This is a genomic window from Mammaliicoccus sciuri, from assembly GCF_025561425.1.
In the GTDB taxonomy this organism is placed as follows: Bacteria; Bacillota; Bacilli; order Staphylococcales; family Staphylococcaceae; genus Mammaliicoccus; species Mammaliicoccus sciuri_A.
Window position 1 is genome coordinate 1,085,070 of the sequence record NZ_CP094824.1, and the last position, 22,080, is coordinate 1,107,149.

Annotated in this window: 28 protein-coding genes; 19 read left to right on the top strand and 9 right to left on the bottom strand. The window is 31.4% G+C overall.

Annotation, left to right across the window (positions count from 1 at the left end; all coding sequences use genetic code 11):
- Positions 1-76 precede the first annotated feature (76 nt).
- Positions 77-292, top strand: coding sequence for a hypothetical protein (locus MUA60_RS05585; RefSeq protein WP_048540669.1), 216 nt, complete (start codon positions 77-79; stop codon positions 290-292).
- A 48-nt stretch (positions 293-340) separates the two neighbouring features.
- Here MUA60_RS05585 and MUA60_RS05590 read toward each other — a convergent pair whose 3' ends face one another.
- Both MUA60_RS05590 and MUA60_RS05595 read right to left on the bottom strand, forming a co-directional pair.
- Positions 341-898 carry a 3'-5' exonuclease gene (locus MUA60_RS05590; protein WP_262650186.1) on the bottom strand — a complete coding sequence of 186 codons (558 nt, stop codon included), beginning with the start codon at positions 896-898 and terminating at the stop codon, positions 341-343.
- Positions 899-1,041: 143 nt separating this feature from the next.
- Entirely contained in the window at positions 1,042-1,548 is a 507-nt protein-coding gene (locus tag MUA60_RS05595) for a ferritin (protein WP_262650187.1), read from the bottom strand.
- 146 nt (positions 1,549-1,694) lie between these two features.
- Between MUA60_RS05595 and murT the strand changes: the two genes are divergently transcribed.
- Together murT and gatD are read left to right on the top strand one after the other, a co-directional pair.
- A complete protein-coding gene (murT, locus tag MUA60_RS05600; RefSeq protein WP_262650189.1) occupies positions 1,695-3,005 on the top strand; it encodes a lipid II isoglutaminyl synthase subunit MurT in 1,311 nt (436 codons plus the stop codon).
- Entirely contained in the window at positions 3,005-3,727 is a 723-nt protein-coding gene (gatD, locus tag MUA60_RS05605; protein WP_025905148.1) for a lipid II isoglutaminyl synthase subunit GatD, read from the top strand. Before murT ends, gatD begins: the two co-directional genes overlap by 1 nt.
- Positions 3,728-3,784: 57 nt before the next feature.
- Here gatD and MUA60_RS05610 read toward each other — a convergent pair whose 3' ends face one another.
- Entirely contained in the window at positions 3,785-4,780 is a 996-nt protein-coding gene (locus MUA60_RS05610; RefSeq protein ID WP_262650191.1) for an FUSC family protein, read from the bottom strand.
- 96 nt (positions 4,781-4,876) lie between these two features.
- Here MUA60_RS05610 and map point away from each other — a divergent pair, with 96 nt between their 5' ends.
- The 5 genes from map to MUA60_RS05635 all read left to right on the top strand — a co-directional run bounded on the left by map (position 4,877) and on the right by MUA60_RS05635 (position 8,573).
- Positions 4,877-5,632 carry a type I methionyl aminopeptidase gene (gene map / locus MUA60_RS05615; RefSeq protein ID WP_025905150.1) on the top strand — a complete coding sequence of 252 codons (756 nt, stop codon included), beginning with the start codon at positions 4,877-4,879 and terminating at the stop codon, positions 5,630-5,632.
- A gap of 145 nt (positions 5,633-5,777) precedes the next feature.
- Complete coding sequence (locus tag MUA60_RS05620) at positions 5,778-6,188, top strand: hypothetical protein (RefSeq protein WP_262650192.1); 411 nt, start codon at positions 5,778-5,780, stop codon at positions 6,186-6,188.
- A 15-nt stretch (positions 6,189-6,203) separates the two neighbouring features.
- Positions 6,204-6,914 carry a cell wall-active antibiotics response protein LiaF gene (gene liaF / locus MUA60_RS05625; protein ID WP_262650194.1) on the top strand — a complete coding sequence of 237 codons (711 nt, stop codon included), beginning with the start codon at positions 6,204-6,206 and terminating at the stop codon, positions 6,912-6,914.
- Positions 6,911-7,954: a sensor histidine kinase gene (locus MUA60_RS05630; RefSeq protein ID WP_262650195.1), complete on the top strand. Its 1,044-nt coding sequence runs from the start codon at positions 6,911-6,913 to the stop codon at positions 7,952-7,954. The genes liaF and MUA60_RS05630 overlap by 4 nt, the downstream gene beginning before the upstream one ends.
- Positions 7,944-8,573: a response regulator transcription factor gene (locus MUA60_RS05635; RefSeq protein WP_025905154.1), complete on the top strand. Its 630-nt coding sequence runs from the start codon at positions 7,944-7,946 to the stop codon at positions 8,571-8,573. The genes MUA60_RS05630 and MUA60_RS05635 overlap by 11 nt, the downstream gene beginning before the upstream one ends.
- Before the next feature lie 39 nt (positions 8,574-8,612).
- Here the strand turns inward: MUA60_RS05635 and MUA60_RS05640 are convergent, their stop codons facing one another.
- From MUA60_RS05640 to MUA60_RS05655, 4 genes are all read right to left on the bottom strand, one after another.
- Positions 8,613-9,182 carry a beta-class carbonic anhydrase gene (locus tag MUA60_RS05640; protein ID WP_025905155.1) on the bottom strand — a complete coding sequence of 190 codons (570 nt, stop codon included), beginning with the start codon at positions 9,180-9,182 and terminating at the stop codon, positions 8,613-8,615.
- A complete protein-coding gene (locus MUA60_RS05645) occupies positions 9,166-10,233 on the bottom strand; it encodes a YihY/virulence factor BrkB family protein (RefSeq protein WP_262650196.1) in 1,068 nt (355 codons plus the stop codon). Before MUA60_RS05645 ends, MUA60_RS05640 begins: the two co-directional genes overlap by 17 nt.
- 72 nt (positions 10,234-10,305) lie before the next feature.
- On the bottom strand, positions 10,306-10,605 hold the full coding sequence (locus MUA60_RS05650; protein WP_025905157.1) for a YtxH domain-containing protein: 300 nt from the start codon (positions 10,603-10,605) through the stop codon (positions 10,306-10,308).
- Between the two features lie 162 nt (positions 10,606-10,767).
- Entirely contained in the window at positions 10,768-11,133 is a 366-nt protein-coding gene (locus MUA60_RS05655) for a PH domain-containing protein (RefSeq protein WP_262650198.1), read from the bottom strand.
- A gap of 137 nt (positions 11,134-11,270) precedes the next feature.
- Here MUA60_RS05655 and MUA60_RS05660 point away from each other — a divergent pair, with 137 nt between their 5' ends.
- The 4 genes from MUA60_RS05660 (at position 11,271) to MUA60_RS05675 (ending at position 13,564) form a co-directional block, all read left to right on the top strand.
- Positions 11,271-11,474, top strand: coding sequence for a DUF1128 family protein (locus tag MUA60_RS05660; protein ID WP_025905159.1), 204 nt, complete (start codon positions 11,271-11,273; stop codon positions 11,472-11,474).
- An 18-nt stretch (positions 11,475-11,492) separates the two neighbouring features.
- Positions 11,493-12,722 carry an aminopeptidase gene (locus tag MUA60_RS05665; protein ID WP_262650200.1) on the top strand — a complete coding sequence of 410 codons (1,230 nt, stop codon included), beginning with the start codon at positions 11,493-11,495 and terminating at the stop codon, positions 12,720-12,722.
- 77 nt (positions 12,723-12,799) lie between these two features.
- Positions 12,800-12,979, top strand: coding sequence for a hypothetical protein (locus tag MUA60_RS05670; protein ID WP_262650202.1), 180 nt, complete (start codon positions 12,800-12,802; stop codon positions 12,977-12,979).
- A 72-nt stretch (positions 12,980-13,051) separates the two neighbouring features.
- Entirely contained in the window at positions 13,052-13,564 is a 513-nt protein-coding gene (locus MUA60_RS05675; RefSeq protein ID WP_037590456.1) for an acyl-CoA thioesterase, read from the top strand.
- Between the two features lie 45 nt (positions 13,565-13,609).
- On the opposite strand, the gene yfkAB is transcribed toward MUA60_RS05675, so the two are convergent.
- Complete coding sequence (gene yfkAB / locus MUA60_RS05680) at positions 13,610-14,737, bottom strand: radical SAM/CxCxxxxC motif protein YfkAB (protein WP_025905632.1); 1,128 nt, start codon at positions 14,735-14,737, stop codon at positions 13,610-13,612.
- Between the two features lie 136 nt (positions 14,738-14,873).
- Between yfkAB and MUA60_RS05685 the strand changes: the two genes are divergently transcribed.
- The 4 genes from MUA60_RS05685 to MUA60_RS05700 all read left to right on the top strand — a co-directional run bounded on the left by MUA60_RS05685 (position 14,874) and on the right by MUA60_RS05700 (position 17,966).
- Positions 14,874-15,035, top strand: a complete 162-nt coding sequence (locus MUA60_RS05685; RefSeq protein WP_049320382.1) for an SE1561 family protein — start codon at positions 14,874-14,876, stop codon at positions 15,033-15,035.
- 12 nt (positions 15,036-15,047) lie between these two features.
- The gene (rlmD, locus tag MUA60_RS05690; protein ID WP_262650203.1) at positions 15,048-16,409 is read left to right on the top strand and encodes a 23S rRNA (uracil(1939)-C(5))-methyltransferase RlmD; all 1,362 of its coding nucleotides are present in this window, start codon (positions 15,048-15,050) and stop codon (positions 16,407-16,409) included.
- Positions 16,410-16,474: 65 nt separating this feature from the next.
- Positions 16,475-16,990 (top strand): type 1 glutamine amidotransferase domain-containing protein, encoded by a 516-nt coding sequence (locus MUA60_RS05695; RefSeq protein WP_025905630.1) that lies wholly within the window; start codon positions 16,475-16,477, stop codon positions 16,988-16,990.
- 91 nt (positions 16,991-17,081) lie between these two features.
- Positions 17,082-17,966 carry a nuclease-related domain-containing protein gene (locus MUA60_RS05700; protein WP_262650204.1) on the top strand — a complete coding sequence of 295 codons (885 nt, stop codon included), beginning with the start codon at positions 17,082-17,084 and terminating at the stop codon, positions 17,964-17,966.
- Between the two features lie 199 nt (positions 17,967-18,165).
- Here MUA60_RS05700 and MUA60_RS05705 read toward each other — a convergent pair whose 3' ends face one another.
- Complete coding sequence (locus MUA60_RS05705; RefSeq protein WP_262650205.1) at positions 18,166-19,899, bottom strand: pyruvate oxidase; 1,734 nt, start codon at positions 19,897-19,899, stop codon at positions 18,166-18,168.
- A 161-nt stretch (positions 19,900-20,060) separates the two neighbouring features.
- Between MUA60_RS05705 and sgtB the strand changes: the two genes are divergently transcribed.
- From sgtB to MUA60_RS05720, 3 genes are all read left to right on the top strand, one after another.
- Positions 20,061-20,876, top strand: coding sequence for a monofunctional peptidoglycan glycosyltransferase SgtB (gene sgtB / locus MUA60_RS05710; RefSeq protein WP_025905627.1), 816 nt, complete (start codon positions 20,061-20,063; stop codon positions 20,874-20,876).
- Between the two features lie 82 nt (positions 20,877-20,958).
- Positions 20,959-21,762, top strand: a complete 804-nt coding sequence (gene recX, locus MUA60_RS05715; protein WP_262650206.1) for a recombination regulator RecX — start codon at positions 20,959-20,961, stop codon at positions 21,760-21,762.
- The gene (locus tag MUA60_RS05720) at positions 21,755-22,072 is read left to right on the top strand and encodes a YfhH family protein (RefSeq protein ID WP_262650208.1); all 318 of its coding nucleotides are present in this window, start codon (positions 21,755-21,757) and stop codon (positions 22,070-22,072) included. The genes recX and MUA60_RS05720 overlap by 8 nt, the downstream gene beginning before the upstream one ends.
- Positions 22,073-22,080: the final 8 nt, after the last annotated feature.

Below are 22,080 nucleotides of genomic sequence, written 5' to 3' on the forward strand. Positions count from 1 at the left end.
TATTGTTGAATGCGCGTTTCGACTACACGAGAAGTGGGTATTTATTAATACTTATAATAAGAAAGTAGAGATTGATATGAAATTTAAATTTTCAATTATTGCAATTACAGTATTATTAATCATTTTATTTATTAAAAGTTCTATTGAAACAGGTTCATTCGATATTATCAAATTACTAGGTATTATTGCAATAGCAATATTATTATTCTGGGTTGATAGAAAATTAGAAAGACCTGTTAATAAAGCGAGTTTAAAAAGAGACATAAAAAAAGAATTCCAACACAAAGAGTAAATAAAAAATAAAAGCTTCTAGGATGCGTCATGATATCCTGGAAGCTTTTTATTTATACATATTTTTATCGGTTAATGTTTTGCCGTAAATACTCAATACAGAATCTAAGTCTGGGTAATGTTTTAACAATCGATACGTAATAATCGCACATGCTTTAGCATCATTTAACGCATGGTGGTGACCTTTAAAATCAATATTATAATAATCCATCATTGGCGTAAGTCCATATCTATGATTGTTGACTGTTTTTCTAGCTAATATACATGAACAAAAATACGTTAATTCAGGAATTTCGATTTGGTGTTTAATGAGTGATTTAAACAATACAGTCATATCAAATTTAGCATTATGTGCTACAACTGGTAGTGTACCGATGAAATCCATCATATATGGAAACACGACATCGAAAGTAGGTGAATTTGTCACATCAGAAGGTTTAATTTTATGAATTTTAATATTTATATTTGAAAAATAATCTTCGGGATTCACTAATGTATAAAAAGTTTCTGTAATTTGATGATCAATTACTTTGACCATTCCAACAGAACAAATACTTTCCGGACTTCCATTTGCTGTTTCAAAATCAAGTGCTACAAATGAAGACATGCCATCACTTCCTTTAGAAAGTTATTATAAACATTTGTTGGAATAATGTAAATGATGATAGTTTGTGTTCACAATGAATAAAGACCATCCACCATGAGTAGCTCACGGAGATGGTCTTCATTTAAGTATTGTAAATTTATAAATTATTCAGCATCTTCATCGAAGTGACGAGAAGCTAAATCTTTTTCATAGATAAATAATGCGTTATTGTCTTCTTGAATTCTTTCTAAGTAGTCAATATGTGTTTCAAACATAGACTCTTCTTCAACTTGCTCATCTAAGAACCAGTTTAAGAATGAAATTGTAGCAAAGTCTTTTTCTTCTTTAGCAATTTCAGATAAATTATAGAATCGACGTGTAACATCTTGTTCTTGAGCTAATCCATCTTTAAATGTCTCTAATAAAGAACTGAATTCAGTCTTAGGTGCATCTAAAGCTGTGAAAATAGCTTTTTCACCACGATCGTTAATATAGTTATATATTTTCATACCATGGAAACGTTCTTCTTTAGCTTGTTGAATATAGAAGTTTGCAAATCCATCGTAACTCTTATCTGCACAATAAGCTGCCATTGCCATATATGCATGTGCTGCGTAAAATTCATGATTCAACTGATTGTTTAAAGCATCTAAAATATTTTTAGATAACATAGAAATCTTCCCTTCTATAATATTTTTAACTTACATTTTTATTATACAATAACAACAAAATGAAACCAACGATTTGATACAGTTAAACACTTTTTTTAAAGCTTTTGAACGTGGTATAATGATGTGACATAACAAGGAGGTAACGTATGAAGAAGTATGTTGCGAAAAATATAGCAAAGCTAGCTCGATATGCTAGTAGAAAAGTAGGTAAACAAGGTACGGATCTTCCGGGACAAATAGCTCGAAAAATAGACCCGCTTATTTTAAGAAAGTTAGCAAATGAAGTAGATGAAATCGTGATGATTAGTGGTACGAACGGTAAAACGACGACATCGAATTTAATAGGTTATACATTAAAGAAGAACAATATTGAAATTATACATAATACTGAAGGTGCCAATATGGCAGCAGGGATTACTTCAAGCTTTATTGTTCAATCTAATAAAAATACTAAAATTGCTGTTATAGAAATAGACGAGGGTTCTATACCAAGAGTGTTAAAAGAAATGACACCTTCTATGATGGTAGTGACAAACTTCTTTAGAGACCAAATGGATAGATTTGGTGAAATCGATACGATGGTAGATAATATCGCCAACTCAATCAAAGATAAAGGGATCAAACTATTACTGAATGCAGATGATCCTTTCGTAAGTCGATTGAAAATAGAAAGTGATGACATCGTATATTATGGTATGCAAAAAGGCATACACGACTTTGAACAAAGTACAATGGTTGAAAGTAAATATTGCCCTAATTGTGGTAGATTATTAAATTATAGTCATATTCATTACAATCAAATTGGTCATTATACGTGTGAATGTGGATTTAATAGAGCGACTCCACAATATGAAGTGACTGCATTTAAACAAGAACCATTTATACATGTAGGCTTAAATGATGCATATTTTGATATGAAGATTGCTGGTGATTTTAATGTATTTAATGTCATTGCAGCTTATTCAGTATTAAAAGAATTAGGTTTAAATGATCAATCTATTAAAGCTGGATTTGAAACATATACTTCTGATAATGGGCGTATGCAATACTATAGAAATAGTAAAAAAGAAGCACTTATTAACTTAGCTAAAAACCCTGCAGGTCTGAATGCAAGTTTATCTGTTGGTGAACAAATTGATGGAGAAAAAGTTTATTTAATCAGTTTGAATGATAACGGCGCAGATGGAAGAGATATTTCATGGATTTATGATGCAGACTTTGAAAAATTATCTAGACAGAATATCAAAACCATCATCTGTACAGGACAAAGAGCTGAAGAATTAGCATTAAGACTGAAATATGCTGAAGTTGAAGCGGAAGTTATTATAGAACATTCAATAGAAAAGGCAACGGTACTATCAATGACATACAGTCAATTTACAGTTGCAATTCCAAACTATACATCTTTATCACCAATGCATCGAACATTGAATAAAGCCTTCAAGGAGGAAGCATAATGTCAGCAATAAAAATATTTCATTTTATGCCAGATAAATTAAATTTATACGGCGATATTGGCAATATTATTGCACTGAAACAACGTGCGAAATGGCGTAATATAGAAGTAGAAGTAATAGATATAACAGATACTGATCAATTAAGTTTAGATGATTGTGACATTTTCTTTATTGGCGGTGGAAGTGATAGAGAACAAAGTTTAGCAACAGAACAATTAAAGAAAATTAAAACACAACTCAAAGATGCAATTGAAGACGGCATGCCAACCTTAACAATATGTGGAGGCTATCAATTTTTAGGATCTGAATATGTAACACCAGATGGAACAAGATTAGAAGGTTTAAACATTCTTGATATTTATACAGAATCTAAGAAAGACCGTCTAATAGGAGATATTGTCATTGAATCAGAAACATTTGGACAAATCGTCGGTTTTGAGAATCATGGAGGTAGAACATATCACGAATATCCTACATTAGGTAAAGTCGTTGATGGTTATGGTAACAATGATACAGATAAGAAAGAAGGTATCCATTATAAGAATTTATTAGGTACATATTTACATGGACCAATATTACCTAAAAACCATGAAATCACGGATTACTTATTAAAACAAGCATGTATCCGAAAAGGTATAACATTCGAACCAGAACAACTAGACAATACAGTTGAAGAAGCGGCAAAACAAGCTATTATAAAACGATTGTTAAAAGCAAAATAATAAAAGCGGCTGGGACATATTTTAATGTCCTAGCCGCTTTACTATGTTTTATCTTAGTTATTTTGTTAATCTTGAATATCTATCGTTTAAAATTTTATTAATCATGAGTATTTCATAAATAATGTGACTTTTTATTTGGTTTTCATCAAATTCATTCAGTCCTTTAACACTATTTTTTAATGTGGATGCTGCATTTTTTTGTTTTTTATATTCATTTGCTTTTATTAAATGTTCATAGGATTTAATGAAATTTGAGATTGCTGTGCGTTCTTTCACCGTAAAGACGATGTGCGTATTCTCTGGCAAATATACTAAGTTTAATAAATGTGCTTTTAGTAGTCGGTTAATGTGATATTTCATTTCGACTTTTCTAATGTGAGATTTAGATTCTTTCTTTGCTCTATGGTAATTGTATTCTTCTTTTTGGTATTTTATAAGTTGTTCAATTTTAGTAGCTTGTTGTTCCAATGCTGATACTTTTTTCATGGATAGGGTAGATTCATATTCACCTAATAAAAGTTCTTTAAGTCTAGCTATGTATATTTCCAATATACTTTGATCCATCTTATGATTGATGTCTTCTATTTGATTTATATATTTAGGTGGCAAAATAATGAAGTTGACGATGCCTGCTGTTGCAAGACCAATTGTAGTCGTCGCTAGACGTGACACGAAATTATATACAAATGCTTCATGGATAACAGGAACCATTGCGACAGCTGTAATGGCAGCTACCAACATACCATCAAATAATTTAAGCTTATAACATACTAAAATTGTTACGGTTGCTGCTAATGAATAACTTAAAGGTGATTCCCCAAAAAAGTATGTACTAATAACGGCTATAAATGCACCGAGTATAGAAGCAGGGAACCTCACAAATGCTTTCTTTAAGGATGCTTTAGCTGTAGGTTCAATTGTCACAATAGATGTGATAACCGCAAATATAGGATTTAAATTTAAAGACATACATATTAAACCTGTTAAAAATGTTGCTAATCCAGTTTTAATAATTCTTGCACCGATAATTCGAGATAACCAATTTTCTTTCATATTCAAAACTCCGAAATCATTTTTTTATAGTATAACATGCATTTTCTGATATAATGATAAACGACAAAAAAATTTAAAAGAAAGAACGGGATTTAAATGATAATTCAAAACAATGAAGAACTTGAAGGCCTAAAAGAAATAGGTAAAATTTGTGCAATAATTCGTGATGAGTTAAAAGAAGCAACTAAACCCGGAATTACAACTAAAGAATTAGATAACATCGCAAAGGAAAGATTTGAAGAGTTAGAAGCAGAATCAGCACCTATTGCAGAGTATGATTTTCCTGGTTACACATGTATAAGTGTAAATGAAGAGGTTGCACACGGTATACCTGGTAAACGTGTGATTAACGAAGGCGATCTTGTAAACATAGACGTTTCTGCTCGTAAAAATGGCTATTATGCAGATACAGGTATTTCATTTGTTGTTGGTAATGCAGATGATCCGAAAAAACAATTAGTAGTAGATGTAGCAGCTATGGCTTTTGAAGAAGCAATGAAGAAAGTTAAGCCAGGTGCTAAATTATCTCAAATTGGTAGAGCAGTAAATGCTACTGCACGTAAAAATGGCTTAAAAGTTATTAAAAACTTAACTGGACATGGTGTTGGACGTTCATTACATGATTCACCACAACATGTTATGAACTATTATGATCCATTAGAAAAACAATTGCTTAAAGAAGGTATGGTACTTGCAGTAGAACCATTTATCTCATCAAACGCAACAATCGTTAGCGACGGTAAAAATGATTGGGCATTTGAAACGAAAGATAAAAGTTTCGTCGCTCAAATTGAGCACACAATTGTTGTAACTAAAGAAGGACCATTATTATTAACTAAATTAGAAGACTAAAAATATAAGAGGAGTGGATAGAATTGATTAAACATACAAGATTCTATACTACTCCTTTTTATTTTTCTAAGACTAAGGTCCTATTGAAAATTCAATCCTAGGTCCATTTTTAGATTTGAAATAACATTTTATAATAGAGTCTAATATGACAGAAGTAGGTGATTCTATGTTTAATGTTGTTTCAGATCAATTAAAGCAATTAATTCTTGTTTCGTATTATGAAAGTTTAGATACATGTGCTAAACGCTTAGATGTTAAAATTAAAGCTATGAAACAGTACATCACGTATCTCGAAGAAAAACGTTGTCAATTAAGTAAATTAATTGATAAATATACTTTAGAATTAGACAATAAGTATATGGACAAGATAGAAGATTTTAAAATTAAATGTGCTAAGAAATTAGAAGATCATGATTTACAATGGTTACAAAAGGAAATTAATATGTTAGAAAGTGAATTAGCGAAAATTGACGAAGCTATGAAAAGTACTTTAGATAAAATTGCTGATACTATAGCTGAGCGTACGATGCTTACTCAGATGAATTCACTTCTCTAAAAAAGGAGTGGTATGTTGAAGAATAAATTTATATCAACTGAATTGTTGATCGTATTATCTGTATTGATTTTGTTATCAAACATTTACTATATTTTCTTTGAGAAAATAGGCTTATTACTCGTTGTTGTAATGGGTACGATATTTATATATATAGGATATTTATATTTTCATAAATTACGGGGATTAATTATATTTTGGATAGGCGCCATTTTAATGATTTATGCATTACTTTCTAATCCATACATGCTTGCCATTTTATTTTTATTCTTAGTATTTTTAGTTATTAGATATCTTCTATATCGTAAGAAACCATTAAGAGTAGAACATGTCGATCAAACATCAAATGAAAATATTAACGAATCATTTATAAAACAGCGATGGTTCTCCCCACAAAAGGCACCACACTATATTTATAAATGGGAAGATATACAAATTCAACAAGCAATTGGAGATATTGAATTAGATTTATCTTTAGCTGCTAATTTATCTGAGCATAATGTTATTGTCGTGAGACAATATATTGGAAAGACACAAGTTATAGTGCCATATAATTACCATGTACATGTACATATAACTGCTTTATATGGCAGATTATATATGAATGATCAAGTGTACAGAGTGAAAAATGAAACAGTACATTATGAGGAAAATAGTCATAAAAATTCTTTTAAAGTTAATATATTCTTCTCAACATTTATGGGAGATGTTGAGGTGATTTATCGATGAATAACTACACGAGAATTATAGGGTCAATGCTTATTCTTGTTTATACAATTGTCGGCATTTTATTTTTCTTAGACCGAATTTTTATTAATATTATATATTTTCAAGGTTTATTTTACACTCAAATATTAGGTGTACCAGCATTTCTGTTTATCAATATTGTAGTGATTTTACTATGTATCATAATAGGGACAGCAGTAGCTTACAAAATTAATCAACAGCATCATTGGATTAAAGAACAAATCGAAAGATCTTTTCAAGGAGAAATGTTAGGTGTGAATCACCATGAAATTGATTTGCACAAAGAAACATTAGAAATTTATCAAACATTAATTCCTTTGCACGAAGAACTATACACGTTGAGATTAAAGTCTCAACAAATTATTAATGAATCGTATCAAATGCAAGATCCCGTCGTTAAAAAAATCATAGAAGATGAGCGACAAAGATTAGCAAGAGAATTACATGACTCAGTAAGTCAGCAATTATTTGCGGCAAGTATGATGTTATCTGCAATTAAATCATCAGAATTAAAAGAGCCATTAGCTAAACAAGTAGACTTATTAGAAAAAATGATACAAGATTCGCAATTAGAAATGCGTGCTTTATTATTACATTTAAGACCTTTAGGATTAAAAAATAAATCTCTTGGTGAAGGTATTAAAGATTTAGTAGTCGACTTGAAACAAAAAATACCAATGAAAGTTGTTTATGATATAGAAGATATAGAAATAGCCAAAGGTACGGAAGACCATCTATTCCGTATAACTCAAGAAGCCATATCTAATACGTTACGTCATTCTAAAGGTACAAAAGTTTCAATAGAGTTAATAGATACGAATGATTATGTTATATTACGTATACAAGATGACGGTGTAGGTTTTGACACATCTAAAAGAGATCCACAGAGTTATGGGCTAAATACTATGAACGAACGAGCATTAGAAATTGGAGCCACTCTCAATATTATTTCAATGCCTGAATCGGGAACGCGTATTGAAGTTAAGGTACCAAATAATAAGGAGGAACAATATGACAATTAGAGTATTATTTGTAGATGATCATGAAATGGTTCGAATCGGAATTTCTAGTTATTTATCTACACAAGAAGATATTTCCGTCATAGGAGAAGCAGCATCAGGAAGAGAAGGTATTGAAAAAGCTGAAGAATTAGAACCCGATGTCATTTTAATGGATTTAGTGATGGATGATATGAATGGTATAGAAGCAACACAACATATAAAAAAGCATCAACCAAGTGTTAAAATCGTCATGTTAACAAGTTTCATTGAAGATAATGAAGTCTACCAAGCCTTAGATGCAGGTGTTGATAGTTATATATTAAAGACGACTTCTGCAGATGATATCGCAAATGCGATACGTAAGACGTACAACAAAGAGTCTATTTTTGAACCAGAAGTACTTGTAAAAATGAGAAATAGAATGAACCAGAAAGCTGAATTATTCGAAATGTTGACTGAACGTGAAATGGAAATATTATTATTAATCGCTAAAGGTTATTCAAACCAAGAAATAGCAAGTGCTTCACATATTACGATTAAGACAGTTAAAACGCACGTTAGTAATATATTAAGTAAATTAGAAGTACAAGATAGAACACAGGCTGTTATATACGCCTTTCAACATAATTTAATATCATAATAAAAGAAGTTGAGCTTCCAGAAAGGAGCTCAACTTCTTTTATTTAGTAAATTCATATCCATTTTGTATAACTTCTAAATCACCATTATGTGGATCAATAACGAGTCCATGTATCGGAACAGATTGATCAAATAATGGATGGTTATATACTTTTTGTATATTTGTTTGAACATTTTCAGTTACATCATCAAATCCTCTTAAGAATTGATGAATATTAATACCTGAATGTTCGATTGTGTTAAGTGTATCATCTGTGATACCACGACTTTTCATAGTATCTATTACTGAATCAACATCTAAATTCCCCATTCCACAGTCTTTATGACCCATGATAATGATTTCTTCAGCACCAAGTGCATAAATCGCTACTAATAAACTTCGCATTGTAGAACCATATGGATGAGAAATTGTTGCGCCAGCATTTTTAACAACTTTGATATCGCCATTTTTAAAGCCTAATGCACGCGTAGAAAGTTCTGTTAATCGTGTATCCATACACGTGAGCAATACTGCTTTAGCGTTAGGTGTCTTTGTTGTTATAAGATTTTCATATTCCTTATTTTCTATAAAAGCTGCATTATATTCTAAAATATCATTCAATAGAGGCATTAGTCATATCACCGTTTTCTGTTAAGTTATTAAATGCTTGTTCTTCTAGTGATCCATTTTTAAGCATTTTCTTCTGATGTAGTACTGCGTTTATTTCTGCACCGATGATAATAATTAATCCTGTTAAGAATAACCAAATCATGAGTACGATAATACCTCCGATACTACCATATGTTTTAGAGTAGTTAGCGAAATTATTAACATATACACCAAATAATGCACTTGAACCTAACCATGCAATTGTTGTAAAAGTTGCACCAGGAACAACTGATAATAATTTAATTTTGATGTTTGGTGCAAGTGTATAAAGTGTGATAAATACGATAAATGTCACAATTAATGGTAGTACGACTTTAATTAAACTAAATATCCAACGTAATTCAGATTCTAATCCTAAAGGACCAAATAATAAATTGCCGATTTGTTGACCAAATATAGGTAGTGCTATTGCAATACCGAATACAACAACCATAATAACTGTGAAGAAGACACTCATGATTTTAAGAATGATAGCATTTCTTCCATCTTCAACATCATAAGCGACATTAAATGCGTTCATTAAAGCAGTCATACCATTTGATGCAGACCATAATGCTGCGATTAAACCGAATGAGAATAAGCCACCACTAGCATTATTCATAACGTCATCAATTATGCCAGTAATTAAGTTTGCCGTATCACCAGGTGCATTCTCTGATATCATATTTGTAATTGTATCAGGATTGACTTGGAATAGCGGTATCAACGTTAACACAAATATTAGAGTAGGGAATAACGCAAGTAAGAAGTAATATGAAAGCTGTGCTGCAAGTCCTGTAGCATTATCCTTACCGATTCTGTAAATTAAAGTTGATAAAATATTACCGTCTTTCGTAAATTTAGCTGGCTTATTAATCTTTGAAACATAAAATATTTGGTTATCTTTCTTTGGTGTCTTAGATTCAAATTTTTGTGGTGGAATATAATATTCTTTCTTAATAGACTTTTTTTGTTCGTCTTTAAAGTTTTTAGCTTGTTCTAAAAATTTTGAGCTCGATTTATCATTTCCCATATAAATTCTCCTAATTTAATATGATGTTAAAAAAGACTAGGTTAGATGAATAAGCCTAGTCTTTAATATAAATTATGAATGGTTTGAACCTGAGATTTGTCTTTGATTCTTTTTCTCAATGAATGTATCTTTAGCATCCATAATTGATTGTTCTAATTCTGGATTTTTACGACGAATTTCTTCGATTACATCTTTCCAGTATAGAACTTCATCTTTAATTTGATCTAATTTAGAAGGTTCTCTTGAAGTGTTGCCTTCTTTAATGTTTTGCACTTGGTTTGATAACGATTGGCGAGTGTTTTTATCAGCTAATGCAATAATTGCGCCAATTGTACCACCTATTAAAATAGCAGGAACTAATTTGTTTTGCATAATGTTTTTCCCCTTTCAAGAATATAACTTTAAATTAACATTGACCTACATATCATATCACATATGGATCTCAAATTAGAGAATATAGGCGTTAATAAATGTTATAAATATCACTAATGTTGTTTATTCCCATAAATTTAGAGATATAAACACAATTGTAGTTTATAATAGTGCATTAGACAATAGCTTTTCAAAAGGCATAATATCTAAATTTCTGCCTATTTTAATTTTAAAATGTCCAGCTCTCGTCCATAATGTGATTTCACCGTTTAAATCAAGTAGTTTACCAGCATTCTCAGTAGACCATATCAGTATAATGTTATAAGGTATAGAGTAAGTTTCTATTTTCTTACCGGTGATACCTTGCATATCTCGAATGATAATTCGTTTGTTTGTAAATACGGCAGTATCTCTGAACGTCTTAAAAGCACTATATGCTTCTTCGCCATCAACGAGATATTGCGAAATATTATCTGGAACTGCAACTTGTTCGAAAAGCGTCCATGAAAGTATATCTTGAACAGCCACTAGAATCACTCCTCACCTTATAATTCATGTTTATTGTATAAAATATTTATATAAATTGTAAAGTGAATATATAAGTTTGATAGTTTTAATTATAATTACTTTTTGCTAAACTAAATTTTGAAAGGATGATAAAAAATATGACTGAATCAATAGAACAAATGGTAGATGATTTAAAAGGCAAGCTTCGATTAGTAAATACAAGTGTATTGAATAAAGATGCAATACCTGAAGAAAAGAAAGAAGAATTGAAAGAAATACATACTATGGTCATGTCTAGAAAAAACATTTCAGCTAGTGAAATGACAGCTATTACACAAGCTTTAGGTGACCTTAGAAAATAAACAAAGGTGGTTAAACAAATGGGTTATGAAAAACAGCTTCAAAAATATGCAGAGTTATTAGTTAAAGTTGGTTTGAATGTTCAGGAAAAAGAACCTGTATATATTCAAGCTTCAATTGATGCAAGTGAATTTGTACATTTAGTTGTTGAGGAAGCATACAAAATAGGGGCAGAAGACGTAAAAGTTAGTTACAAAGATGATAGAATTGCACAGCTTAAATATCAATATGAACCTGAAGCATTTTTTGAGAATGTTAAACAATATGATATTGATGAAAAAATGGATTATTTAGATAGAAAAGCAGCGTTCTTATCAATTGTTTCATCTAGTCCAGATAGTTTGAAAGATGCAGATCCTAATAAAATTCGCAAAGCTATGGCAGCAAACGGGAAAGCATTTAAAGACTATATGGTTGCTGTTCAAAGTGATCGCATGAGCTGGTGTGTAGCTTCATATCCATCAGTAGGTTGGGCTAAAATGATGTTCCCTGAATTAAGTGATGATGAAGCGGTCAATAAATTACTTGAAACAATTTTAAAAACAGTACGAGTTGATCAAGAAGACCCAGTGAAAGCTTGGGAAGAACATGATCACTTATTACATGAAAAAGCGGATTATTTAAATAACAAAAAATATAAAGCATTGCATTACAAATCAGAAGGTACTGACTTAACAATTGAATTACCAAACGGTCAATATTGGTCTGGTGCTAGTTCTGTAAACTCAAAAGGCAACAGCTTTGTAGCGAATATGCCTACTGAAGAAGTATTTACTGCACCACATAAAAATGGTGTTAATGGAACAGTAAGTAATACATTACCTTTAAGTTATTCTGGTAATATTATTGATGACTTTACTTTAACATTTAAAGATGGTGAAGTAGTAGACTATAAAGCCGGTGTTGGTGAAGAAATTTTGAAATCGATTCTAGAAACAGATGAAGGTTCAAAACGACTTGGTGAGGTAGCATTAGTACCTGTTGATTCACCAATTTCTAACATGAACACGTTATTCTATAATACACTATTTGATGAAAATGCTTCTTGTCATATTGCATTAGGTTCAGCATATGCATTTTGTATTGAAGGTGGTAAAGATATGTCAGCTGAACAATTAGCTGAAAATGGTTTAAATGATTCAACAACACATGTTGACTTTATGATTGGTAGCAAAGATTTAGCAATTGATGGCATTTTAGAAAATGGTGAAAAAGAACCAGTATTTAGAGATGGTAATTGGGCATTTTAAAAGATAGCCATTTAAGAATACATCATGTATAATAAAGATAAATAAAGTCTTTATAGCCATTCAAAGGAGGGGATATCATGAGTACACCAATGGAATGGAGTGTAATGATCGCATTTGTGTTCGCAATTTTTACATTTGGCGGAGCATTAATGATGTATCTTATTCAAACATTCGATAGTAGAGAGTCTGTACGAATTGATACTGCTGAAGAAGCACTAGAGAAGAAAGTCTTTGATGATGAGGAACATTATCATTAATAAGAATGAATAGCCAGGGAAACCTGGCTATTTTTTTCAATAAAAATAAGCAAAATCGAACGGGGTTATAATATGAAAACGAAGAAACCAATGAAAGAATCAAGAAGTGTCAAATCCATTCAAATATTTCCAGAGGACACAAATCACCACAATACGATGTTCGGTGGTAAATTAATGGCGGAAATTGATGAAATCGCAGCAATCGCAGCGATGAGACATAGTGGGAATTCAGTTGTAACAGCATCTACGGATTCAGTAGACTTCTTACAACCAATCGGAACGGGTGAAGTGATATCGTTAGTATCATTTGTCACTTATGCAGGTAAATCATCTATGGAGATTTGTGTAAAAGTCATTAGTGAAGACAATATTAATCAAAAGAAACATTTAGCAGCGTATAGCTTTTTAACATTTGTTGCTTTAGATAAAGAAGGGAATAAAGCAGAAGTTCCAGCAATTTATCCTGAAACAGATGATGAAAAATGGTTCTATGAAAGTGCACAAGATAGAGTGAAATTACGCCAAGAAAGAAGAAAAGAAAGCAAGAAAACATTAGACTTCATGTCTACAAAACTGTATATCTAATTAAAAAAAGGGCTAGGACAACAATCGTTATACTAGCCCTTTATATTATTGATTCATTCTTAATTCGTTTGCTTTAAAGTCAACATCTTTATAATACATATCTTTTACGAGTAAATTTGGACCTAAACATCTCACTTTAGGGCAGTGACAGTTAAGTGATTTTGCTAAAGATGAATTCATCCATGTTTGATAAACATCTTCAAGTTTATCTTGTTTAATATTTGCGATAGATCCCGTTTCATCGCCGAAGTCTGTAACGATTACATCTCCAGAAAATACATTTACGTTTAATCTGCTTCTTCCATCTGGATCATTTCTTAAACTTACATTTTTAGATGATTTTAATCTAGATAATAAGTTCTGGTCTGATTCATTCATGAAACAAGGGTAAAAAGGTAACGTACCAAATAACATCCATGTATCTTCATCTCTAAAGTCTAAAATTTCATGAATAGTATCTTTCATTTCATCTAAACTCATAATATTTAACTGACTCGCAAAGTCAGAAGGGTACATAGGATGTATTTCATGACGACTACATTTCATATCATGAACAATTTCATTATGGATTTTTTGTAAATAAGGTTTAGTACTTTTATTTAACATCGTTTCAGCAGATACAAACATGCCTTGTTCTGATAGTGTGGCAGAGTTTTGAATCATTTGTTCATATAGTCGATATCTTGCTTTTAAAGGTGGTTTCTTGTCCATTACATGGAAACCAACTTCACTGAACTCATCGATTGTTCCCCAGTTGTGTGAAATGTGCATAACATCAATATACTCAGCAATTTCCAAATAACGATCAAGTGGTAGAGTTAAATTAGAATTCATTTGCGTATAAATGCCTCTTTTGTGCGCATATTTTAATAAAGGAACGACAGTTTCTCGAATTGATTTTTTACTGAACATTGGTTCTCCGCCAGTAATTGAGATTGTTTTTAAGTGAGGAACTTCATCAAGTCTCTTTAAAATTAAATCCATCGGTAACGTGTCAGGGTCTCGTAATTGTAACGTATAACCTACTGCACAATGAGCACAACGCATATTACAGAGTGTAGTCGTTGTAAATTCTATATTACTCAGTTGTAATGAACCATGTTCATCTATGTCGTTATAGGCTTCCCACGGGTCGTTTTTTATTGAAATAGGACTTTTCAAGTCGTATATCATGATATATCCTTCTTTCTGAATTTTTTCCTATCTATGAGCGTAACACTTGTTATCAAATTTTCCAATACTGATTTATGATTGTTTTTATACTTGTTATCATTCATAATAATATTATTAAAAATAAAGGAGTATTAAAATGAGTAAAAAAACATCACTTAATGAAATCAAACAAAGGTTATCAGACTTTTTAGATGAAATGGAAGCAATGAATCCTGAAGATATGGAAGTATCTGATGTAGATGAATGGATTGCTTTGCTTGATGAACTTGAGAAAAAAGTTCAAGCTATGCATGATTAATGGTGAGCATAGATGAATGTTTCAGTAAAAGTAGGACAGAAGTTTCCTTTAACAATCAAACGATTAGGTATTAATGGTGAAGGTATTGGTTATTATAAAAAGAAGATAACATTTGTAGAAGGTTTATTGCCGGGAGAAGTTGGACTTGTCCAAGTCGTAAAAGCGAAACCAAACTTTATCGAAGCGAAAGTAGTCAAAATACGTGAACGTAGTAAAGAAAGGGTTAAACCTAAATGTAAAGTTTATGATATTTGTGGTGGATGCCAACTGCAACATTTAAATTATGATGCGCAACTTGTATTTAAATCACAAATTGTAAAAGATGCGTTAACTAAATATGCGAAAAATATCCCAACAAAAATTGTAAAACCTACAATCGGTATGGATAACCCTTGGGGATACCGTAATAAAAATCAATTTCCTGTTCAGAAGAAAGGAAATCAACTCATTGCAGGCCTTTATGAAAAAGACAGTCATCAATTAATTGATATTAAAAAATGTCCAGTTCAAGACAAACGTACGATTCAAGTTACGAATGAGCTGAGAAATATTTTGATGAATTTACAAGTTAAAGTATCTAGAAATCCAAATAAAGAACAAGGGCTAAGATATATTGTTACGAGAGTAGCAAAGCATAGTCAACAGATACAAGTTACATTAGTTTGTACGGACGATCAATTGAAGTATAATCAGTCTCTTATTGATCAAATCATGAATTTGTCTTTCGTGGAAAGTTTATCCATCAATATTAATAAAGAGAAGACATCACGAGTACTAGGCAGCCAAACAATTCATGTAAGTGGTAAAAAACAAATTACAGAAACGCTTGGTCAATACTATTATGATTTATCGCCAGATTCATTTTTCCAATTAAACCCGGAACAAGCTACAAAAATGTACGGTGAAATTGAAGCTCAAGCGAATTTAACAGGTAATGAATCAGTTGTAGATGCATTTTGCGGAACAGGTACAATAGGTATTTGGCTTTCTAAAAATGCGAAAGAAGTAAGAGGTATGGATATCATTAAAGAAGGTATTGATGACGCTAAGAGAAATGCTGAACTCAATAATCGTCATAATGTACACTATGAAGTTGGTGATGCATATAAAGTTATGGATAAATGGATTAAAGAAGGCTTTAAACCAGACGTGATAACAGTTGATCCGCCAAGAACTGGATTAGGTATTAAAGCTGTTGAACTTATTAAATCCGTTCATCCAAAAACATTTGTGTACACAAGTTGTAATCCATCAACTTTAGCGAAAGATTTAGCACACTTATCTAAAAAATACAAAGTCGTAAGCATGCAACCTATTGATATGTTTCCACAAACAGCACAAGTAGAAGTCGTAGCAAAATTAGTTGCAAAATAAGTTTAAAACCTTTCAAAAGTGGTATATAGATATTAGATATACTATGAAAGGAAGAGATTGATATTATGAGTAAAAAAGTAGCAGCAGTTGTAACAGATTTATTCGAGGACGTTGAATTAACAAGTCCACAAAAAGCATTAACTGACGCTGGACATGAAGTTGTGATTATTGGTGAAGAAAAAGGTAAAGAAATCACTGGTAAAAAAGGCGAAAAAGTTACAGTAGAAGTTGGTATTGATGAAGCAAATGCTGCAGATTATGATGCAGTCTTAATTCCTGGCGGATTTTCACCAGATTTATTACGTGGAGATGAACAAGGACGTTTTGGCGAATTTGTTAAACATTTCGTACAAAATGAAAAACCTTCATTTGCAATTTGCCACGGACCTCAATTATTAATTGATACAGATTTATTAAATGGCAGAACTGTTACTAGTTTCTTGTCAGTTAGAAAAGACTTACAAAATGCAGGTGCAAAAGTCGTTGACGAATCTGTAGTCGTTGACAATGGCATCGTCACAAGTCGAACTCCAGACGACTTAGAAGACTTTAACCGTGAATCACTTGCATTGCTTCAATAGATGCTTTGATGAGCCACTCACTTTTATAGTGAGTGGTTTTTTTGCGTAGGCTATTATATAATTTTTTTATAATATATAAGGAGCGTGGTTTATGGAAAGTAAGCATGATACAAAGTATTTTCAGTCATTAATAGGGCGCGCTGAATTAACCGAAAATGTTTTGAAATCAATCCAAAATAAATCAAGTGGAAACGATGGCGAAAATTATTTTAATGCTATTTTAGATTGTGATACGGATATAATATATTTGAATGACTTTCAATTTACATACAATAGTCAAGTTCAAATAGATACAATCGTCATCGATGATCAAGCAATATATTTATTCGAGATAAAGAATTATAAAGGCATTTATTATTTAGAAGACACGTTGTTAAAAAATAATTTTGGAAGTTCATTTACCTCACCGTTCATACAAATGGAACGAGCTAGAAATGAATTTAGTAAACTATGTCGCTATATAGAAATTGGTAAACCTGTTATTTCTAAATTAGTCTTTACCAATCCTTACTTTAACTTTAAAAATAGAAACCTCTTAAAAGATCAAGTTATCTTACCCTCAGAATTAGGCTCCATTACACAACTTTTTAAAAATCAAAATCAATCAGAAAATATAAGAATTAAACAGAAACTATTAACTGTAAGAAATTCATTTGATTCACAATACAATAAAGGTGTGACAATACCGTTTGAACAAATCAAACCAGGTATCAAATGCCCTAGATGTCATCGCATGTTCACAGTGAAAATTGATCAAGACAAACAGAAATGTACATGCCAATATTGTGAGTCTGTCATGGATAAAAAGTATCTTTATGAATATAATTTGCAAGAACTGTATTATTTAAAACAAGAGCCATTCACTATCACCGAAGCAGTATGGTGGTTAGGAGGGAATAGTAAAACAATTAGACGAATTTGTGATAAATGTTTCTTAAGTAAAGGTGCTAGAAATAAAAAATACTATTTAAGCTAATGATATGAAGTTTAATGTAAGGTCGTTAGGGACAGAATTCCGAGAAATGTCCGTAACACCCCCTAACAACTTCCATCACAATCTATACAATTCCACATCTCAGCGCGCTATTTTAAAAATTTTATTGAAAATACTTAAATTTAACCTAATACAAAAAGCAGTGAAGTTCGGCATAAACTTCACTGCTTCTTTATTTTGATTAGAAGAATCTTCTTATTAGTGTTTTGAGTGGTGGCATTTTTTCAAGTCTGTTTTCTTCTAATGCTGTTCTAATTTCGAATTTTGCATATCCTTTTGCTTCGTCCCATATTATTTTACCTGGTAATGGGGCAGCATCTGGATCTACTTTTACGTTTACAACTACAGGTTTATTTGCATTTTTAGCTTTTTCAAGGGTAGGGGCGATATCTTCTACATCTACGACATTATAGCCTATACCGCCACAGCTATCTGCAAATTTAGCGAAGTCGATATCGCCTAAATCAATAGCGTATTCTAACTCACCAGCTGCTTGTTGTTCGTATTTTATGAATGCTAATTCTTGGTTATTCAGTACGACGACGATAATAGGTAGTTTATATTGTACCGCTGTAACGAAGTCTTGCATAACCATTGCAAATCCACCGTCACCAGTGATAGCAATCGCTTGTTTATCTGGATTTGCGACTTTACTTGCAATCGCTCCTGGTAATGCACAGCCCATCGTACCTAACCAAGATGACGTGATAAATTTGTGATTATGACCGAGTTGTAAATATCGTGTACTCCATACTGTTGAAGTACCGACATCAACTGAAAATACTGTGTCATCTGTTGAAATTTTTTCGATTTCAGACATTAATAATTCTGGTCTGATTGGTTTGCTGTCATTATTTCTATCTTCTTCTAACCATCTGTTCCATGCTTTCATATTTTCTTGACATGCTTTTAAGAATTTACGACCAGTTACTTTTTCAGATGCTTCTGTTAAAGCAGCTAATACATTTTTTGTATCGCCTATTAAGCCGACATCGACATTAAAACGTTTGCCAATATTTGTTTGATTAATATCAATTTGTATACATGGTATATCTTTATCAGGTAAATAATCTACATATGGATAATTCGTACCAACTAAAATTAATAAATCAGCATCTTTAGACGCTTCAAATGCTGGTTTAGTACCAATTTTACCTAAGTTACCCATGAAATTAGGATGTTTATCCGGTATGATACCTTTTGCAGGTAATGTAATTAAACCAGGTGCATCGATATGATCTAAGAAATTAAGTAATTCGTCTTTGGCATCTTTAGCACCAACACCAGTAAGGACGACCGGTTTTTCACTTTTATTTATAAGTTCTGCAGCTTTTTTAACATCTTCATCTTTAGCGTAAGTTACTGCATTTTCAAATTTATAAGTTTCTCTTGGGACATTGTCTTCAATTTTCTCACCTAGAACATCACTTGGAATCGTTAATACTGCAACACCTTTTTTAGCATATGCAGTTTTGATAGCTTCATCTACAATTTCATGTACATTTTCAGCTGATTCTAATTGTTTATTATAAACGGCTACATCTTCGAAAAGGGCTGTTAAATTAACTTCTTGGAAGAATTTCGTACCCAATAATTTCGAATCTGTTTGACCTGCTAAAACGAGCATAGGGACATTATCCATTTTAGCGTCATACATACCATTTAACATATGTATTGCGCCCGGACCACCAATACTTAATGCCACTGCTATCTTGCCTGTTAATTTGGCATAACTACTAGCAGCTAAAGTTGCAACTTCTTCATGTCTTACATCATAGAATTTAATGTTATCTTCTTCTGTTTTAAGTGCATCTACGACTTTATCTATTGAATCACCAGGTATGCCATATACGTGGTCAATTTGCCAATTCTTTAACATTTGTACGAGTGCTTTGTTTGCTTTAATTTTTGCCATATAAAATTCCTCCTTATCGTTATCTATACCCAAATACGCTAAAAGTTATACTTATAAATAAGACTCAGGACTGATTTTGTTGTTTTTCAGTAAAAAGAAGTGTTTAAATTCATGATTACAAGCTATAATGATGTAAGAAATATGAATAAGGGAGAATACAGATGGGGCTATTTAAGAATAAGAAGAATGAAATACCACAACCTAATTCAGAAGAAGTTCAATATAGAAGATATCAACATTATTATCAAGAACCTGTACAGCCGAGAAAGAGGAAAAGAATTTCAAAGCTATTTGGTCTTGTAACAATACTTATTATACTTGCGATTGTTTTTTATTTAGCAGTTATGTATATGTGGTCAAGAACATCTGATGTTGATGATTTAGTTAAAATTGAAGATAAACAATCTTATGTTCAAGTTGAAGATATGCCTGATTATACTAAAAATGCTTTTGTAGCAGTTGAAGATAAACGATTTTATGATCATGATGGAATTGACTTAAGAGGTGTATCACGTGCGCTTGCTGTAAGTTTGAAAAATGGAGAACTTACGCAAGGTGGTAGTACGATTACACAACAAGTCGTTAAAAACTATTTCTATACGAATGAAACGCAACTGACAAGAAAAGTGAAAGAGATGTTTGTGGCGAAACGTGTTGAAGATAAGTATAGTAAGAATGATATTTTGAGTTATTATGTCAATAATATCTATTTCGGTCAAAATAATTATACGATTGAAGAAGCGGCAAATTACTACTTCGGTGCGACAGTCGATAAAAATAATCCAAACCTTCCTCAAGTAACTGTATTACAAAGTGCAATTTTAGCTAGTGTCGTAAATGCACCATCCAATTTCGATATTAATAATATTAGTGATAGTTATATGACACGTATCAAAACAACACTTGAAAAAATGAAACAACAGAATTATATTACTGAATCAGAGTATACTGAAGCTATAAATGAATTAAATCAATAATAAACACACTGAGTTAAGAGATTAAACTTTTAAACTCAGTGTGTTTTATTGTATCCTATATATATGTGTGGAGGGATGTAAAATGCTTAAAATAACTAAACTTGAAGTACAAAAGAAAAACAAAGAACGTTTAAATTTATTTATTAATAATGAATTTGAAATGGGTATTGATCAAGCAACATACATCTACTTTAATTTAAGAAAAGATTTAGAAATTACAAAAAGTAAGTTACAAGAAATTAAGGACTACGATCAATATAGACAGGCACTTAATCAAGCGATTGTCTATTTATCACATAAAAAGCGTACGAAATATGAAGTAGAAAAATATTTAACAGACAAAGAATATGGCAGTGGCTTAATTGATAGAGTGATAGAATATTGTCAATCTAATAAATACATAGACCATAAAGATTATATTGAAAGTTTAAAAAACACCATTTTAAAAACAACGGATAAAGGTCCTGATCATTTTGAAAGAGTTGCTAAAGAAAAAGGTATAGAACAAGATTTAGTATACGAATTCAAAGAAAAGTTTGAAATGGAAATGGCGGAAGATCGCATTCCGAATATCGCCAAAAAGATTATGCAAAAAAAGAAAGAACCTCCTAACCGTTTAAAGCAAACGATTGTCCAAACACTTCAACAAAGAGGCTATGCTTTTTCATTAATCAATGAACATCTAACAGATTTGAATATTGAACCGACATCTGATGATGTTGAAAATATTTTGATGAAAGATTTGGAAAAGGTATATAATAAATATCAAAAGAAATATAATGGATATGAACTTAAGTCACATGTTATTCAAGCACTCGTAAGAAAAGGGTATACATTTGAAATGATTAATGACAAATTAGTAGAAAGTGGTATTGTAGATGAATAATGATAAAAAATTTGTTGAAATGACAGAATATGAACTTAAAAACGCAATTGCTGAATATCGCGAAAAGATGAGAAAATCAGAAATGAGGGGTATACTAAATGAATATGAAGTATATAAGAGAAAAGCGCTCATAGCAGAAAGTTACCTTGTCGACACTTCAAAAATAGAAGTAGGTAAAGTATATGGCTTAATAGGTGACACACCTAGTTACTTTAAAGTAGAACGCATTAATGGTGTATTTGCTTGGGGATTTAGATTAAAAGGATCAAAAATTGAAGAAGGCATTCCTGTAAGTCTTCTACAACTATAATGGTGGTG

Excerpts from the sequence above, each read along its gene's own strand:
- MUA60_RS05585 (WP_048540669.1), top strand. The coding sequence starts at position 77 with ATGAAATTTAAATTTTCAATTATTGCAATTACAGTATTATTAATCATT.
- MUA60_RS05590 (WP_262650186.1), bottom strand. The coding sequence starts at position 898 with ATGTCTTCATTTGTAGCACTTGATTTTGAAACAGCAAATGGAAGTCCG.
- MUA60_RS05595 (WP_262650187.1), bottom strand. The coding sequence starts at position 1,548 with ATGTTATCTAAAAATATTTTAGATGCTTTAAACAATCAGTTGAATCAT.
- murT (WP_262650189.1), top strand. The coding sequence starts at position 1,695 with ATGAAGAAGTATGTTGCGAAAAATATAGCAAAGCTAGCTCGATATGCT.
- gatD (WP_025905148.1), top strand. The coding sequence starts at position 3,005 with ATGTCAGCAATAAAAATATTTCATTTTATGCCAGATAAATTAAATTTA.
- MUA60_RS05610 (WP_262650191.1), bottom strand. The coding sequence starts at position 4,780 with ATGAAAGAAAATTGGTTATCTCGAATTATCGGTGCAAGAATTATTAAA.
- map (WP_025905150.1), top strand. The coding sequence starts at position 4,877 with ATGATAATTCAAAACAATGAAGAACTTGAAGGCCTAAAAGAAATAGGT.
- MUA60_RS05620 (WP_262650192.1), top strand. The coding sequence starts at position 5,778 with ATGACAGAAGTAGGTGATTCTATGTTTAATGTTGTTTCAGATCAATTA.
- MUA60_RS05630 (WP_262650195.1), top strand. The coding sequence starts at position 6,911 with ATGAATAACTACACGAGAATTATAGGGTCAATGCTTATTCTTGTTTAT.
- MUA60_RS05635 (WP_025905154.1), top strand. The coding sequence starts at position 7,944 with ATGACAATTAGAGTATTATTTGTAGATGATCATGAAATGGTTCGAATC.
- MUA60_RS05640 (WP_025905155.1), bottom strand. The coding sequence starts at position 9,182 with ATGCCTCTATTGAATGATATTTTAGAATATAATGCAGCTTTTATAGAA.
- MUA60_RS05645 (WP_262650196.1), bottom strand. The coding sequence starts at position 10,233 with ATGGGAAATGATAAATCGAGCTCAAAATTTTTAGAACAAGCTAAAAAC.
- MUA60_RS05650 (WP_025905157.1), bottom strand. The coding sequence starts at position 10,605 with ATGCAAAACAAATTAGTTCCTGCTATTTTAATAGGTGGTACAATTGGC.
- MUA60_RS05660 (WP_025905159.1), top strand. The coding sequence starts at position 11,271 with ATGACTGAATCAATAGAACAAATGGTAGATGATTTAAAAGGCAAGCTT.
- MUA60_RS05665 (WP_262650200.1), top strand. The coding sequence starts at position 11,493 with ATGGGTTATGAAAAACAGCTTCAAAAATATGCAGAGTTATTAGTTAAA.
- MUA60_RS05670 (WP_262650202.1), top strand. The coding sequence starts at position 12,800 with ATGAGTACACCAATGGAATGGAGTGTAATGATCGCATTTGTGTTCGCA.
- MUA60_RS05675 (WP_037590456.1), top strand. The coding sequence starts at position 13,052 with ATGAAAACGAAGAAACCAATGAAAGAATCAAGAAGTGTCAAATCCATT.
- yfkAB (WP_025905632.1), bottom strand. The coding sequence starts at position 14,737 with ATGATATACGACTTGAAAAGTCCTATTTCAATAAAAAACGACCCGTGG.
- MUA60_RS05685 (WP_049320382.1), top strand. The coding sequence starts at position 14,874 with ATGAGTAAAAAAACATCACTTAATGAAATCAAACAAAGGTTATCAGAC.
- rlmD (WP_262650203.1), top strand. The coding sequence starts at position 15,048 with ATGAATGTTTCAGTAAAAGTAGGACAGAAGTTTCCTTTAACAATCAAA.
- MUA60_RS05695 (WP_025905630.1), top strand. The coding sequence starts at position 16,475 with ATGAGTAAAAAAGTAGCAGCAGTTGTAACAGATTTATTCGAGGACGTT.
- MUA60_RS05700 (WP_262650204.1), top strand. The coding sequence starts at position 17,082 with ATGGAAAGTAAGCATGATACAAAGTATTTTCAGTCATTAATAGGGCGC.
- MUA60_RS05705 (WP_262650205.1), bottom strand. The coding sequence starts at position 19,899 with ATGGCAAAAATTAAAGCAAACAAAGCACTCGTACAAATGTTAAAGAAT.
- sgtB (WP_025905627.1), top strand. The coding sequence starts at position 20,061 with ATGGGGCTATTTAAGAATAAGAAGAATGAAATACCACAACCTAATTCA.
- recX (WP_262650206.1), top strand. The coding sequence starts at position 20,959 with ATGCTTAAAATAACTAAACTTGAAGTACAAAAGAAAAACAAAGAACGT.
- MUA60_RS05720 (WP_262650208.1), top strand. The coding sequence starts at position 21,755 with ATGAATAATGATAAAAAATTTGTTGAAATGACAGAATATGAACTTAAA.